This is a genomic window from Pararhodobacter sp. CCB-MM2, from assembly GCF_001691415.1.
Taxonomy (GTDB): domain Bacteria; phylum Pseudomonadota; class Alphaproteobacteria; order Rhodobacterales; family Rhodobacteraceae; genus Pararhodobacter.
Map to the genome: position 1 here is coordinate 1 of NZ_LRRR01000051.1, position 14,845 is coordinate 14,845.

Annotated in this window: 18 protein-coding genes and 1 riboswitch; all 18 genes read right to left on the reverse strand. The window is 61.1% G+C overall.

Translation table 11 applies throughout. The features are described 5' to 3' along the window. On the reverse strand, positions 1-115 hold a 115-nt coding region (locus BCY78_RS25010), incomplete at its 3' end, for a cytochrome ubiquinol oxidase subunit I (RefSeq protein ID WP_139103306.1). A 517-nt stretch (positions 116-632) separates the two neighbouring features. Continuing rightward, positions 633-2,207, reverse strand: a complete 1,575-nt coding sequence (locus BCY78_RS23605; protein WP_068306722.1) for a copper resistance CopC/CopD family protein — start codon at positions 2,205-2,207, stop codon at positions 633-635. Then, on the reverse strand, positions 2,204-2,821 hold the full coding sequence (locus BCY78_RS25750) for a hypothetical protein (RefSeq protein WP_158515998.1): 618 nt from the start codon (positions 2,819-2,821) through the stop codon (positions 2,204-2,206). Before BCY78_RS25750 ends, BCY78_RS23605 begins: the two co-directional genes overlap by 4 nt. Before the next feature lie 2 nt (positions 2,822-2,823). Further along, the gene (locus BCY78_RS23615) at positions 2,824-3,234 is read right to left on the reverse strand and encodes a copper uptake system-associated protein (protein ID WP_158515999.1); all 411 of its coding nucleotides are present in this window, start codon (positions 3,232-3,234) and stop codon (positions 2,824-2,826) included. 133 nt (positions 3,235-3,367) lie between these two features. Further along, a complete protein-coding gene (locus BCY78_RS23620) occupies positions 3,368-3,898 on the reverse strand; it encodes a YcnI family protein (protein WP_068306727.1) in 531 nt (176 codons plus the stop codon). Between the two features lie 10 nt (positions 3,899-3,908). Continuing rightward, positions 3,909-5,111, reverse strand: a complete 1,203-nt coding sequence (locus BCY78_RS23625; protein WP_068306729.1) for a methanobactin export MATE transporter MbnM — start codon at positions 5,109-5,111, stop codon at positions 3,909-3,911. 3 nt (positions 5,112-5,114) lie between these two features. Beyond that, positions 5,115-5,942, reverse strand: coding sequence for an MbnP family copper-binding protein (locus tag BCY78_RS23630; protein ID WP_068306731.1), 828 nt, complete (start codon positions 5,940-5,942; stop codon positions 5,115-5,117). Between the two features lie 12 nt (positions 5,943-5,954). Continuing rightward, entirely contained in the window at positions 5,955-6,734 is a 780-nt protein-coding gene (locus BCY78_RS23635) for an ABC transporter ATP-binding protein (RefSeq protein WP_068306733.1), read from the reverse strand. Beyond that, positions 6,731-7,717: an iron ABC transporter permease gene (locus BCY78_RS23640; protein ID WP_068306735.1), complete on the reverse strand. Its 987-nt coding sequence runs from the start codon at positions 7,715-7,717 to the stop codon at positions 6,731-6,733. Before BCY78_RS23640 ends, BCY78_RS23635 begins: the two co-directional genes overlap by 4 nt. A 23-nt stretch (positions 7,718-7,740) precedes the next feature. Further along, positions 7,741-8,847, reverse strand: a complete 1,107-nt coding sequence (locus BCY78_RS23645) for an ABC transporter substrate-binding protein (RefSeq protein ID WP_068306737.1) — start codon at positions 8,845-8,847, stop codon at positions 7,741-7,743. Between the two features lie 373 nt (positions 8,848-9,220). Continuing rightward, complete coding sequence (locus tag BCY78_RS26370) at positions 9,221-9,616, reverse strand: DUF1636 family protein (protein WP_083195274.1); 396 nt, start codon at positions 9,614-9,616, stop codon at positions 9,221-9,223. Positions 9,617-9,829: 213 nt separating this feature from the next. Continuing rightward, entirely contained in the window at positions 9,830-10,183 is a 354-nt protein-coding gene (locus tag BCY78_RS23650; RefSeq protein ID WP_068306738.1) for a hypothetical protein, read from the reverse strand. Positions 10,184-10,259: 76 nt separating this feature from the next. Further along, the gene (locus tag BCY78_RS23655) at positions 10,260-11,117 is read right to left on the reverse strand and encodes an energy-coupling factor ABC transporter ATP-binding protein (protein ID WP_068306740.1); all 858 of its coding nucleotides are present in this window, start codon (positions 11,115-11,117) and stop codon (positions 10,260-10,262) included. After that, positions 11,114-11,842 (reverse strand): cobalt ECF transporter T component CbiQ, encoded by a 729-nt coding sequence (cbiQ, locus tag BCY78_RS23660; RefSeq protein WP_158516000.1) that lies wholly within the window; start codon positions 11,840-11,842, stop codon positions 11,114-11,116. Before cbiQ ends, BCY78_RS23655 begins: the two co-directional genes overlap by 4 nt. A 9-nt stretch (positions 11,843-11,851) precedes the next feature. Further along, positions 11,852-12,151, reverse strand: coding sequence for an energy-coupling factor ABC transporter substrate-binding protein (locus BCY78_RS23665; protein ID WP_068306744.1), 300 nt, complete (start codon positions 12,149-12,151; stop codon positions 11,852-11,854). Then, positions 12,148-12,819 (reverse strand): energy-coupling factor ABC transporter permease, encoded by a 672-nt coding sequence (locus BCY78_RS23670; RefSeq protein ID WP_068306746.1) that lies wholly within the window; start codon positions 12,817-12,819, stop codon positions 12,148-12,150. The genes BCY78_RS23665 and BCY78_RS23670 overlap by 4 nt, the downstream gene beginning before the upstream one ends. A 67-nt stretch (positions 12,820-12,886) precedes the next feature. Then, a riboswitch (cobalamin riboswitch) is annotated at positions 12,887-13,110 on the reverse strand. 347 nt (positions 13,111-13,457) lie between these two features. Then, on the reverse strand, positions 13,458-14,033 hold the full coding sequence (locus tag BCY78_RS25020; protein ID WP_083195275.1) for a HupE/UreJ family protein: 576 nt from the start codon (positions 14,031-14,033) through the stop codon (positions 13,458-13,460). A 345-nt stretch (positions 14,034-14,378) separates the two neighbouring features. Then, positions 14,379-14,845 (reverse strand): energy transducer TonB (locus BCY78_RS23675; protein ID WP_139103308.1); only part of this gene is annotated, 467 nt, incomplete at its 5' end.

The following is a 14,845-nucleotide window of genomic DNA, read 5'->3' on the forward strand; positions in this document are numbered from 1 at the left end:
TCTCCATGATGGCGACGAGGATCGACAGACCAAGGGTGAGGGGCACGAACAGGAAGTGGTACATGGCCGTCATCGCGAATTGAAAGCGCGACAGCTCGACGAGGTCGAAGTCCATGATCGTTGCTCCTGTTGTCTATCGGCAACCTGCCTGGCGACACGAGGCAAGACAAATTCGGATGTTAGAATATATTTGGTCATCTGGCGGCTGGCTGCCTTGATCCAGATCAAGAACTTGTATTTCCTGTACAGATTACTTGAGTATGAAGATTCTGCCGACGAAATCGATACCGGCCGCTCTGTCCTGCACCGGCGGTGCGCCCGCCTTAAGGCAGTTCCTGCAAGTCCGCACCCATGGACGGGACGAGCCCGGGCAATCTGTCGGCCTCTGGCCTGAGCTCGACAGCGTCCACCTCGAGCTGACCGACGAAGTTGCGGCAGTGCTGATGTTTCAGAGGCTCGGTGTTCTCCGAGGAGCCATCAGGAGGGTCGCTGAACGGCCGATCCTTGGGCAGGCCGGATGACGATAAAGAACACCGTGGCCGTCGCGTGGGACGGACGGCGAACTCTGCTTTCGCAGACCTTGGGTTCTGCCCGCGAAATCTCCGCGAGGGTTTTGTTGTCTGGCGTTCGGGTCATTCGGGCAACCGGAAGGTCTCTTGTAACACGACGCTTTCGAAATCAGTGATCAAGATTCTGATTGCGATATCCCATGACCCTCCGAAGGGCAGGGTCACCTCGTCACTGAGCCAAAGGCCATCGTCGCCTTCTCGCGCCCTGAGGCGTATGGGTGCGAGCCGGTCATCCGAGGGTGTCAGCGCGATCGCCACTTCGCGCGGAACCAGAATGTCAAAGTCGCCGGTCTGAAACCCGATTTGGAGGACCACAGGCCCCGCACGCCCCGGTGACAGGCGGACATCGGCCATCGCCCGATCCGTGTGGATATGCAGAGAGATGGGCGGTGCATCCGCAATCAGCGCACGCGGCGGCGGTGCGAGGCGGAACAGTGCGGCCAGAAACAACACCCCGACAGCCAGAACAATCTCGATACGGATCGAACGTGAAAGGTGAGCTACCTCGCCGCGATGAAGGGCCGGTGTCAGCTTGAGCCGATTGAGCGCAGCGAGAAGCAGCAAGGCGGCAACGAAGGTAAGTTTGACCACCAGGATCCGCCCCCAGACCGTATTTGCCACGTGGGGCAAATTGCCTCCACTTTGTGCCCAGGTCAGCCACATGCCGCTCAGGATGAGCAGTGCGACGAATACGATGGCTGGTCCTGAGAACCGTTTGAGGCGTAGCGCAGCCTCGGGGTGCCGAAGATCAAAAAGCAACGGCACAAGCAGACCCATCCACCAGACCATCGAAATGCCGTGCATCATGACGGCTGTAGTCGAGATTGTTGCGGGTGGGGCTGTGATGGCGTGACCCGATCCGGCAAAGGACAGGCCTGCGAAAAGCCACGCCGCAAAGGCGAGCATTGCAACCTGCCCAAGGGCAAGGGAGGTCGTGCGCGACAGTGCAAGCGCGGCAAGAAGCAAGGCGATGTCCGTCATCACAATTGTCCGAACAAGCGGCGCTGTGAGAGCGGCATAGAACGGCGCGACGCTCAAGCCCTCTCGCGGATCGAGCCCCAGAAGATCAAGGCCATGGCTCCAAAGGAAGACTGCCGACAAGCCAAATCCGCCAAGGACGGCGATTTGGCCACAAATACGGCGTGGGCCAGATGGCGCTTCGCGCGCTATGAAAGCCGTATGGAGGGCTAAGCCTACTGCCAACAGAAGGGCTGCAGTCAGCCCGAAACGACTGGCAGCTGCAATTTGCGCCCCGATCGTCGTTGGTGCTGTTTCGCTCCTCGTGCTCGGGGCACCGAGGTGGAGCGGGAGAACGCCACCGACTGGGTGACCGTCGTCTGACACAACGCGCCACGACAGAAGGTACGTTCCCGACGCGGACACTTCAGGTGCCGGTACGCTGACCACTGCGTCTCGCACTGAAGCAACGACTTCGGCGTCATTCCCCTCGGGATTGATCCAGCGCAGGACCAAAGGGGCGACAGCCTCGCTAAAGGTGAGAGTAATCGTCTGCGGAAAGTCTTCGATGACGCTCTCTGCGGCCGGGTCCGATCCAATCAGTTGGGCATGAGCCAGAGCGGCAATCGGCACAAAATGCAGAATGACAGAGAAGAGAAGGAAACGGAGTGACGTTTTCATTGTCCGAACCATGGAAGAAGAACAAGTTCCACCGTTTCTGTCGGGCTGCCGTTCAATTGCAGGCCGATGGGTCCCTGTCGCAAAGCGAAGACGACCACTTTGAAGGGCGCGGTGCATCCGGTCTGCATTTCGAAGGCAGACGATACGACGCGTGTACCGTCCACGATGGCATCGAACCAGACGCCATTCGAGGCTGCAACACGCCAAAGGCCGGCATGTGGGACGTTCAGGTTGACATGACCGGCGAAGCGATCTTGAGCATTCCGGTCTTGCTCAGGAGACACAGGAAACTGAACGTCACTTTGAGGGATCAAGGTGAGGCGTGTCACGACGCCGGGTGACAAGGTCGACCCGGAAGTGGGCGTGGGGCTTGCCGCAAGCGCAACAATGTTCCCTGAAGCCCAAGCTTGGGTTTCGCGGGATATGTCGATTGCAAAGTCGCTACAGGTGCCGCGCATGGCATCAAACGGCCTTGGGCCGGGCAGGCCCTCTGCCAAGGCCGCCGTCGCGGAGAAAGTTGCGGCGAGAGACAGGGCGAGGATCAATCTGTGACAGGTCATTGCAAGAACCGTGAAGAAACTCTGGGGGTGAAGGCCGCCATCGGCAGCCTTCATGATCAATGGCCCGCTGCCGAGGAATGTCCGTCGCCATGCTGGCCGTGGTCATGCGCGTCTCCCGAGGCAATCATCACGACACCATCGAAGGCGTCGAGGCGGGCGATCAGCTCCGCGCCGAGGCCGCTTTCTGCGCTGCGGGCCGCATCGGTCAGACCATGCGCGGCCTCCATTCCGATCCCGTTATGGGCGAGAAACGCAGGATCGAGCACCTCTTCGCCGGCGCAGAGCACGATGGCCCAGCCATCGGCGCTGCGGCGCAGTAGGGCGCGTCCTGCCATATCGCCTTGGCGCCATCCCGCTATGGCGCTGTCACCGAGAATAGTCACGGGTTCGACCGTCAGCGGAGCTTCCGGTCGGTCGAACTGGTTCATCATCAGATGGGTTATCGCACCGATTTCGACGCTGGACATGGGGCCATCAGCCCAAATCGGGGTGGCAAATCCCATGGTGAGGACAAGGGCGAGGCGGGGCAAGACGATCATAATGGGAGCTCTCCTTTTGTGAGGGTTGCGCTGCCGACCTTCGGACGACAGCGCAAAGACGTCAGTGGCTGTGGCCGTGTTCGGTGGGGGCGACGACCATGACACCCGGTGCCGGGCCTTCGAGGTCGTGCGCATCCTGTCCTTCCGCTGGAATTTCGATCCAGCGTTCCGCCCCGTTGGCGCATTCCTGCACAACGGGAATGTAGAGCATCTGATCTACCGAAACGGTGTCGGTGATACGGGCGCGGAAGACGAATTCGTCATAGAAGGCCGCAGGCAGTTCACCCGTCCAGATGATCTCGCGCACACCTTCGGTCAGAGTCCGCCCATAATAATCGTATGGCTGCGCATAGGCGCTGGTCACGGTCTCGACCTCCCACCCTGCATGGACCATCGGTTGTGCCGCGATCAGGCCTTCCGGGATCTGGACGCGCACACGTTGCGTGGGCTCACCATCGCAACCATGGCCGATACGAATGGTAAGGCGGGCGGTTTCGCCTTGAATCACTTGCGCTTCGGCGAAGGTCGCGTGTGCTGACGCCTGGGAGGCGAGTCCGAGAGCGAGAAGGGCCGTGGTCAGGAAGAATTTCATTCGCGTTTCCTTAATGTTGTACGGGGAAGGGCATCTGTCGTTGCGCCATGGCTGGGTGTCCGTCCGGCCATGGGTCTGCGAAAGCGGGATCGGACAAGAAGCTCTGGTCCGTCAGGCTCTCGAGAAAGGCGATGAGATCCGAAATCTCCGCATCAGAAGCGCGAAAGCCGACGATCAGTGGATCGAGGTGGGGATTCTGTGAGCCGATGCCCGCATGCGGCCCTTCGGGGATCGTGCGGCCGCCCGCAGCATAATGGTCCAGTACTTCACGCAATGTCGCGATCGAGCCGTCATGCATATATGGCGCGGTCACAGCGACATTGCGCAGACTGGGCGTGCGAAAGCGGCCCATGTCCTCTGCGCGGCCCGTAAACTCGGCGAGACCGCTGGCGCCCGACGGATAGGCGCCGTCTTGTCCGATGTTGTATAGACCGGTGTTGTGATAGGCGCTTTCTGGGAACGCCGTGCGCGTTGTCTGGATATTGTCCGTGAATAGTGGCGCTGCATGGCAGTGGTAGCATTCGAAGCGGTGGTCAAAGAAGAGATCTTGGCCCCGACGTGCAGCGGCGGACATGGCCTCGGGGTCGTTGCCATACGCCACCTGGTCATATGGACTGTCAAAGCTGACAAGCGTCCGCTGAAACGCAGCGAGGGCCCGTGTCACGGTGAAGAGGTCTGGCCCGGGGCGATCGGGAAAGGCTCTTGGAAAGGCTACCTCGTAATAGGGATCGGCGCTGAGACCGGCAAACATCGTCGCCTCGCGTCCGGCATTGCCCATCTCATCAGGATCTGTGCCGAAGAGCGGCGTCAAAGCCTGGAATTCCAGAGTATCGAAATGCGGATTGACCCACGTCAGGGTGGGCATGTAACCCACGTTTGCCAAGCCCGGCGCATTGCGTCGTCCTTCGGTGCCATCCACACCGATTGCCGTGACGCGTCCGTCGCTGAACCCCGCCGATTGCTGATGGCACGAGGCGCAGGCGATCGTTCCGTCAGAGGACAGGCGCGCGTCGTAGAAGAGATGGCGCCCCAGATCGACCAGCGCATCGGTCATGACGACATCGGCAGGAACAGGTGGGGCAGCCATCCACGACGGCAGCGTCCAAACCCAGGCTTGCGCGGGCTGTTCTTGTTGCATCGACAAGATCGGGACGAGCGTGGCTGCCGAAGCAGCCACGCCCAAGGCCCCAAGGATCAGGAGCTTGCCACGCATGGATCAGCGCATTGTCACGAGCTGTTGGCTTGCGGCCGGCAGGTCGTTGAACGGCAGGCCAAGAGCGGGCAGGACCGTGTTGCAGTCACTATCGTTAGGGAAAGACATGCAGCCGGGGCTTGTCTCGGGGGCGTTGCTTGCCAAGTCTGCCCCCGAGATGACGCCGGCCGGATCAATGACAACGGTGTTCAAAGCAGGATCGAAACCGGGCAGGCTAATCGTCATGCGGTTCGGGTTGGCACAGGGCTGCGCGGGGGCGTCGGTGGCTTCTGCGGCGGCGCACATCGTCGAGCCCAGATGCAAGAGCCAGCCTCTGCTTCCCTCCGTCATGCCTTCCGGAGCGAATTCGATTTTCAGGAACTTGTATCCACCACGCCAGTTCCAGAACATAGCCGTGACGTTCAGCGGAGACGCCGCTTGAGTTGGGTCAGCATGGTTTTGTGCAAATGGAACGCCGATCTCGAACTCAAGCCCGGTGTAATTGCCGTCGGGGACACTTCCGCGCAGCGTCGTGTTCACCTGAGGCGTGCCGTTCGCACAGCCGGATTCGAAGTCGAGGAGCGCAACGTCTCCGACCTGCCACGCGCCATCTTGGTCGAGTTGTACCGGAACGCGCGTGCCATCCGCAGAAATCAAGTTGGTGTCGCTCACGAAGAGGCGGAAGTCGAGGATCCGGGCCGAAACAGCAGTACTCCCGAGGTTCGCGTATGCATTGTCACATGACAGTGCCTCCCCCGCGATCTCAGCGGTGAAAGGGATGGTGACGGACATATCGGCCATAGCTGGGCTCGCCGCGAGGGCCAAGAGAGACAGGATTGCAAGGGTCTTCATCTGTTTTTCCTTTCAGTATCTTGCGGTTGGGACGTCAAATTGAGCTGTGGGTCCGGCCGGAAGTCGGTGCGGTACGACGACTTGCATGCCAGCGCGGTCAGTCAGGAATTCGGGTTCTATGTGCCAGGCTTCGCGCAGGTGCTTCGCACACAGAACGTCCTGGGCGCGGCCAGCGACAAGCGTGCCGCCACGCACGAGCAGAAGCGCATCGGCGAAGCGTGAGGCCAGCGTCAGGTCGTGCAGCGCCGCGATCGTCAGCATATTCGTGGACAGCGCGCGCAACTGCGTCAGCACTTCTAACTGGTGATACAGGTCCAATGCCGAAGTTGGCTCGTCGAGGATCATCAGACGGGGCGATCGCATCAGACGCTGAGCGATCAGGACAAGTTGCTGCTGCCCACCCGAGAGACTGTCCATGCGTCGTTCTGCCAATGTCGCAAGGCCCAGCTGAGCAAGAGCGGAGTGCGCTGCCTCTCGCAGCACAGGACGGACCCGCAACCCCAGTTCTTCGCGGCGCCCGAGCAGGACGCAATCTTCGACAGAGAGCGCGGATCGGACGGCGAATGTCTGGGGCAGGAAACCGACAATACCCTGAGCAATAGGAGCGCCATCGAGGGTCCTTTTGCCGGTGTGACGCAGCAACCCTGCCAAGGCCATCAGTAGGGTCGATTTTCCGGCACCGTTCGGACCAACCACCGCGATCAGGCCGTTGCTTGGCAGAGATACCGCACAGCGGGAGATCACTGTCTGGCGACCGCGCACAATGGAGAAATCGTTCAACTCTAACGTCATCGCCGATCTCCGTGCGTCATGATGACAGCCAGAAGAAGGGGAATGCCGGCGATGGCGGTGACAATGCCGACCGGAATGACCGCAGCCGGGGAGAGCAACTTGCCGATCACAGAGGCTCCGACAAGGATTACCGCCCCCATGACGCCTGCCATAGGCACCGACAGCCGGTGATCTTCGCCCACCATGGCCCTCGCGGCATGGGGCGCGATGAGGCCGACAAAACCGATCGTGCCGGTAAAGCTGACTGCGGCGGCTGTCAGCAGGGCGACTTGAATAAAGACCCGGCGACGGAGTGCGTCGACATTCAGGCCCAGGCTTGCGGCGTTGATGTCCCCAAGCCGCAAGGCGGTCAGGTTCCATGCGTCACGAAACGCGAAGGGGAGGACAGAGGCCAGTATCGCGCTGATCACAAAGACAGAGGTCCAGCTGGCCTTGAGAAGGCTGCCAAAGAGCCAAAAAACGATTTGCTGAAGGACTTCAGGAGCCGCCATGTATTGAAGCAGAGACTGAAGCGACTGAAAAAAGAACAACACCGCGATACCCGCCAAGGCGAGAACCTCGGCGCTTGCCCCCCGCCAACGCGACAGGACGTAGACCAGTCCGCAGGCTGTCAGAGTGGAGAGGAAGGCAGCGATCGGGATCCCGATCCATTCCGCGACCGGCAGTGCAGTGCCAAACAAGATCACGAGGGCCGCGCCAAACCCTGCTGCTGCGGAGAATCCCAGCGTAAATGGGCTGGCCAAAGGGTTCCCGAGGATTGTCTGCATCATCAATCCCGCAATCCCGAGCGAGGCGCCTACCAACGCACCCGTCACCGTCTGAGGCATTCGGATCAGCCAGAGAATGGTTGCCGATGCGCGGTCTGGTCCGTCCGGGCCGGTAAGAAGGGTGTCCAATACCGTGCCAAGCGACAGGCCAGAGGGGCCTGTCACCAGATCGGCCATCACAGCCGCAACCAGAAGGAAGGTAGCCAGAACCACCATCCCCCAAGGCAAGGAAGCGCGGCTCACTGCTGCAACTGTGTGACGAACAGACCCTGAGGTTGCACCGGCATCCAGCGCGCATAATAGGCTGTCAACTCGGCGGCAGGGTCTACGTCGGCGAACGCCTCGGGATGCAGGATTTTTGCCACGAAGCGGAAATAGGCGAAGTCCGACAACGTGCGGGCGCCGCCATGGTAGATACCGTAGACCTGACCCTCTTGAGCGGCGGGGAGCGTTTCCCAGCCGGGTCGCGTGAGATAGGCTGCCATACGCTCGTTGGCGAGGGAAGGATCCGCGCCCCAGCCAAGCAAGACCGCGGCCGGGCGGTTCCGCCATTCCGACCCGGCCAGCAAGATCACATCGGGTTGCGCCGCCAAGGTGTATTCAGGGCTCAAGGGGCCCCAGTTCTCGATCTGCCCGGCTGCGATGTTATGGCCCCCAAGCTGTTCGATGACGCCGGCCCACATGCCGCGACCATAGGTGTTGCCGATCTCGTCGGGCCCCTTCTGCGCAAGTTCGACATAGACCGTCGTGTCAATCGGCCCCGCGGCCTCGACGCGCGCTCGGGTGTCGGCCATCATCTCTTCGTAGAACGCGGCAAGCTCTTCGGCGCGCTCGGTTTGCCCCATCACGGCGCCGAGAACACGGGTCGAGGCGAGATGCGCCTCGAGTGTCTGGGCGTTGTAGTCGAGCACGACCACCGGAATGCCGGCGGCATCGAATTGCTGGATGCTTTGGCCCAGTGAGTCGTATTGCCAGCCGGCCAGAAGGACGAGGTCAGGCTGCACTGCGATGGCGGCTTCAACCGAGAAGGTTGAGGCTTCGGTGTCTCCGACATCAGGCAGTTGAGCGAGGCTGGGGAAGGCCGCCGTATAGGCTGCCCATTGTTCAGGTCGCCAATCCGCCCACGGGCCACGAGAAAGGGCGGCGATACGGTCAACGGCTCCCGCGCCGGTGACCGCGAGGAAGTCCTCATAATAGAAGCCGAGAAGAACATGCTGTGCAGGTTCGGTGATGGTCACTTCGCGACCACGCAAATCTGTAACGGTGATCTGCGCTGCTGCGGGAAGAGCCGCCAGCATCAAGCCGGTGACGAGGGCGGCACGGGTGCCGTGTGAGAAGATATTCATAGGTCTCTCCAATGGCGCTTGGGCGCCGATCGCGTGTCAAACGTTGGCGGTCGAAGTGGAGAGGGGTGGGCCGCGAAGTGGAGGGCGATGATGACCCGGAGCTGTCATCAGAAGGACCGGAGCATAGCCCGGTTTGATGCTGAGGATGAGCTGACGCAGCCGGGGAGTGACCGGAGCGTTGCAAGCCGCAACAACAAAACTCGCCTGCAGAAGGCAGAAGGGGCAAGGGTGTGACCATCCACCTTCCGGCGCTGAGTCACCGCAGAGGTCCGCCGTCAGCCAGACTGGGATATCAGGATTGCTGTTGTGAGCCGTCGGGGCTGCGCTGACGGAGAGCACCAAGAGCAACGGCAGGAGCAAGCAGCGGATCGCTTCAAGCATGGCCGTCACCCGAGATCATCGGCGGGACGCGGCCCAGAAGACGACGGGTCAGAGCTGCGGGTCTACGAAACTTGGGAACAATTCCGTCTGGGCACTCAAGCCAAGTTTCCAGGAACGCAACCACCATCTGGCTTTCCGTTCCGGCCTCTATCCCGCCAAAGAGGATAGACCAACGCCCCGGCGCGCTGACCGAGAAGCGGGACCGAGAGCCGCAACCGCCGAGACAAGAGAAAGACTGGATGCGACAACCGGATAGCCCCGGCGCGTCCTCGACGGCACTGCGCAAGACGTCATGCCATGCCTGCCCCTCAACCGCCGGACTATCGTCGCTGGCCGATCTTGCCGGCATGCAGCCGACGCAGAGGTGCAGGGTGAATGTCTTGGGCATCGCCTTCGGTGTCTGAAAGGACCCGCCCGAGAACGTGGCATGACCACGCGACGGGCGGGCAAGTGTCAGCGGATGCAAGGGAACGCAAAAGATCCGCCGTTGCGATGCCGTCACACGGGAAATGGGAAAGCACCGACATTCCGAGCTGCCAGCGCAAGAGCTGGGCAGACAGGATTCGTCACCCGGCAAACCGGCGTGACGAGAAACACTTGGTCAGACGGAAGGCGGTCCGCGCGATGGCGGCGGAGCGGCATCGTTCGATGCCAACAGGAAACGCGGCACCGCGAAACCAGGGGTTGCCGCGACCATTTGGGCAGGAGCAATCGCCCCCTCGACGGCCGGTGGCAGGTAGAGCGAGGCAACCAGATGACAGATCGGGCAGGAAGCCGATGCAAGCGGCTTACCCTCGTCGTCGGTCACGCAGAACTCGACACCATAGAGCTGCGCGAATTGAGCACGCTCGAGCTCACTGGCCGATGCGACGCGATGCCCAAACCCGGTGGCGGCGAGCGCCAGGGCAAAGACAAGGACCAGCCCACGGGCCAGCAGGGAAACGCGCCTCTTCATGAGTATTGTCTATCCGATTCGGGCGAGCCTGCAAGACAACTTGGACGCCCTGCGTAATTTGGTCGCCCTCCCCCGATCAACCGCGGCTACCAAGAGCGGCGCTCCAGGTACTCATCTCATGGTGAAGCTGCTCACGGTTGCGCGGCAGTGGTGTGTCTTGTGGCACCAATCCGATCTCCCTCGCACGGAGGGCAGCCTCCAAAACGATCGGACGACTTAGACCGACCTCTGCAAGAGCGTCGCTATCGGAGAGAATGGTGCGCGCAGGTCCTTGTCGCACGGCACGTCCTGCACGGAACAGCGCGACATCGTCCGCCAGTGACCACGCCAGATCGACATCATGCGTTGACAAGCAGAGGGTCATCCCTGAGGTGGTCAGGGCTTGGAGCAGTGCCAGAAGTTGCGTTTCGGCAGCTTCATCAAGACCTGCATTGGGCTCGTCAAGGATCAGCACGTCGGGACGCATCGCCACGGCGCCGGCTATTGCGACGCGTTTCATTTGCCCCCCGGAAAGATAATGCGTGGGCCGGTCGGCCAGATCTGTGATGGATAGTGCCTGCAACGCGGCCTCAACTCGCTGGTTAACCTCGGCTTCCTTCACGCCCAAATTCATCGGCCCAAAGGATACGTCTTCAAACACCGTTGCCGCAAAGAGTTGATCCTCGGGGTCCTGCATCACCAGAGCAACTCGCTCGCGGAGTGCCTGTAATCCTCTCCGGCTGTATTCAACTGGTTTCCCGTCTCGCAGCAGCTTGCCTTGATGCGGGCGCAGAGTGCCATTCAGATGCAATAGCAAGGTTGATTTCCCGGAGCCGTTTGGTCCGAGGATTGCCAGAGTACGACCGCGCCGAATCGAGAGAGACAATCCCTTTAAGGCACTGACCCCGCCGGGGAACGTGAAATGGAGATCCTCTGCCGTCAGGATGTCGGTCATGTCAGAGCTGACCTTGTCATGATCAGCACCTGCAGGAAGAGTGTCAAAAGGATAAGCCGCCATGATTTTGGACGTGGACGAGACAGTGTGGCCAGTCCAGCTTGCCAGCCGCGTGCGGCCAGACCACGCTCCATCCGATGAGCCCTCGCCAAAGCACGCGGCAGTAGGTTCGCAATGACTTGACCGGACGAGCGTAGCCACCGGCGGCGGGTTGAGTACCCAAGTCTCGCCCGCTGTGCGCGGGTCATAGCGATCGCCTCATCCCCGACAAGGAAGATGAAACGATAGGTCAGCAGGGCAATATCCAACAGTTCCTCAGGGAGGCGCAGGCGACGCGTCCCCTGTACCAGATCAATCGCGGGAGTGGTCAGAGCAAGGAACAGCAGACAACTCATGGCGGTGAAAGAGCGCAGCGAAAGCTCGGTAACCCGCTCGACTCCGTCGGGCGCAAAGGTCAGGCCGTCTGTGCTGATCTGAACCAGAAGCGTTAACGAGCCAGCGGCAAGAAACCCCAGCGGTAGCACCGCGATTCTGAACCAAAGCCGGGGTCGAACCCCGGCTCCGGCAAAGGTGAAGGCAAGGACGCAGATCAAGATCATCGGCGCGGCGGGCCAAGGCGGCAAGGTCACGGACATCAGCAGGAAGCCCAGTCCAATCAGAAGCTTCTCGGCAAGCGAGCGGTTGCGCCAACGATTTGTGTTGGCAGTCCGATCCATCAGTGTCATCGACATCTTTCAGCGCTTCAGATCGTCGTTCCTGTCGTGCCGTTCGGCTGCGCGCCCATGCCGGCGACCGATCGCATAGCCGATGACCAAAGCGCCAATCGCCGCCTGAAGAGCGAAGATCAAGCTTTCGATCTCCCCGCTGGGTGGCTCCCATAAAGGCTGGAACCAAGGCGTGAAAGCTGGGTCAGCCGCCTCGATCATCGCTGCTGCCTCGCCATCAGCACCGCCAAATTCACCACCAATCCACAAGGGGACCAGCACCAGAAATGCGATAGCGGCAAGGAGCCACGGAGTACGGGTATGTGTCACGAGCGCACCTCGCCTGCCAGAAAGTCGATCTTCTTTTCGTCACGAGTTTTGCCGGTCAGAGCGTCGATGACGACTACGGTCAGCAAGCCTTCTACCACCGCCAGTGGAATCTGCGTGATAGCGAAGACGCCGGCGAACTTCCCGAACGCGCCCACATAGCCGGAGGCTGCGTCAGGATAGGCCAGCGCCAGCTGGAAGGACGTGAACACGTAAGTGGCCAGATCGCCAAGCATGGCAGCCAGAAACACTGAGACCGCAAAGCCGATGCCTGCTCCGCGTGCCGCCCTCCACACGGCCCAGGATACCCAGGGCCCGACGATGGCCATGGAGAAGGTATTGGCGCCAAGTGTTGTAAGCCCGCCATGCGCCAGAAGCAGTGCCTGAAACAGCAAGACCAGAGATCCCATCACCGCCATTACCGACGGCCCGAAAACGATGGCACCAAGTCCGGTGCCTGTCGGATGTGAGCACGATCCAGTGACAGACGGGATTTTGAGGGCGGAAAGCACAAAGGCGAAAGCCCCTGAAGCTGCAAGGGTCATCCGCGCCTCCGGGCGCTCGCGCACGATCTCGCGAATCCTCCAGGCGCCAGCGACGACGAAGGGTGCGGCCGCAAGCGACCATGCTACGCTGTGCGCAACTGGAAGATAGCCTTCCATGATATGCATATAAGTCTTCTTTCCACTTCACACGTGGCGTGAGACGAACGCCCAAGACACCCCGCCCGGACAAGTACACGCACACAATACTGATGGCAGGTTTCCTGACTTGCGGGTCGACGAACAGCGACCACCTTCCCGGCGTTTGCGCTTCCCGTGGACGAGAAAGCCGCCAGTGGCATATCGATCGCGTTCTCACCGCTCACAGTTGCGGGGGCAGTCTCGGCTTGAGATGCTCGGCATCTCCACCGTGTTCCCTATTATCCCGAGCAATCGGGCACCATCGAGCGCCAGTATTCGGGCGGCTGATGCGAAGTCAAGCGCGATGGCGTGCCCGGCTCTCAGCCTGCCCCTTCTTCGCGACAGGAGGGCATCGGGACACACGACGCATGGCGCGTTGGGCTATGCAACCGGCACGCTGAAATTGGCCTTGGGTAACCGTGCGGCAAGAAAGGCGATGTTCTCGACGCGCTGTCCCATTGGCGACAGACCGGATGCCATCGCCAATGTAATGCAGCACCAAGCCCAGTGTCCTTGATACCGCGGTCCGGCTCATAGGTCTTTCGCCAGAAGCAACGACAGTGCTTTCCTACCCCGCGGTGCTCCTCTCTACGGGTCACCCCTGGCAACAAATCGAGAGCGTATGATCAGGCTGTAACGGCGATCCAAAGCCCCGCCAGCGTGGTAAGTAGTCCGAACAATTGAGTTCCTCGGATCGTTCTCATTGAATTAAGCGATGCTCTCGCCATGACCACGCCCAGTGCGTGGAGAGTTGCCGTCGAAACCGCGAAGCCTATGCCGAACGATGCAGCGCCGGCTGTACCCAACTCGTCGCCATGTGCATGACCATGAAACAGCCCAAACAAAGCGCATAGCGCGAGGCAAACGCCGGCAGGAAGCCGTGCCGCAGTGGCTGTAAGAAGGCCGAGCGCTATGACGGACGCAAGGATCATAGGCTCGACGATGGGCAACCGAACGCCGCCAAGGGCCAGAATAAAACCAAGAACCATTGACGCTACAAATGCGATTGGCAGCTGCCACAATAGCCGCCCACCGAGCAGTGCCGCCCATAGACCAACAGCAACCATGGCGAGGATATGATCTGTGCCGAACCAAGGATGAGAAGCACCCGCCAAGAACGATCCATGTTCTTCAGGGGGCAAATGGGCATAAGACGGTGTGGCGAGCGCCATCAGGAACAGCGCGGTGGAAATTCGTTTCATAATGTCTTCCCGTTTCTTAGGACTCGATAGGATGAGTGCGGAGCAGTGCCTGCCAAGTCAACCTTTCGCGGTCGCCTGTCATCAGTCAGGCCTCTTGCGATTGCCGAAAGCACAGGAAATCGGCACATCTTCCCTCCTGACCGATGTAGCCGCGGCCAAGTAACGGTGAGACCACGGGTGGCTTCGGTCATAGCATGCGACAGCAAGTAAGGCTTGTTTCCACCTCACGCCAAACTGGCGACCAGCAGGTTTTTCTCGACAGATAGGGTCAGAATGCCCTGCACAAAGCTACGACCCTGACCGAGGCAGTTTGAAGAAAATCGGCTTGTTGCGTTTAGTTTGAGTCTATTGGCTCTGGAACTCGAACGAGAAGCGGGTCTGCGCGCCGGGGGGCGGTGCGGGGAACGGTGCGGCGCGGCGGATATGGTCCAAGGCCGCCTGGTCCAGTTCCGGGCTGCCCGAGGCGCGCGACAGGCTGACCGAGGCGAGCCCGCCGTTGCCGGCGATGGAGAAGGCGACCACGGCCGAACCGCGCGCGCGGACACGGGCCTGCCGCACCCGCTGGATGCGGCGCATGACGTCCCCGGGATAGTTGGACACGGCCGCGTTTCCGGCGGCATTCGCTTGTGCCGCGGGTTGGGTCGAACTGGCGGCGGCCGCGCCGGTGCTTCCCTCGGCCGTGCCGCGGCGGGCGTTGCGGTCGCTGTTGCCCGCGGCTTGCGCGGCGGCGGCTTCCTGACGGCGTTGCTCCGCCCTCGCGGCTTCACGGGCGGCTTCTTCCCGCGCGTACCCATCTGCCGCCGCCGCCGAAG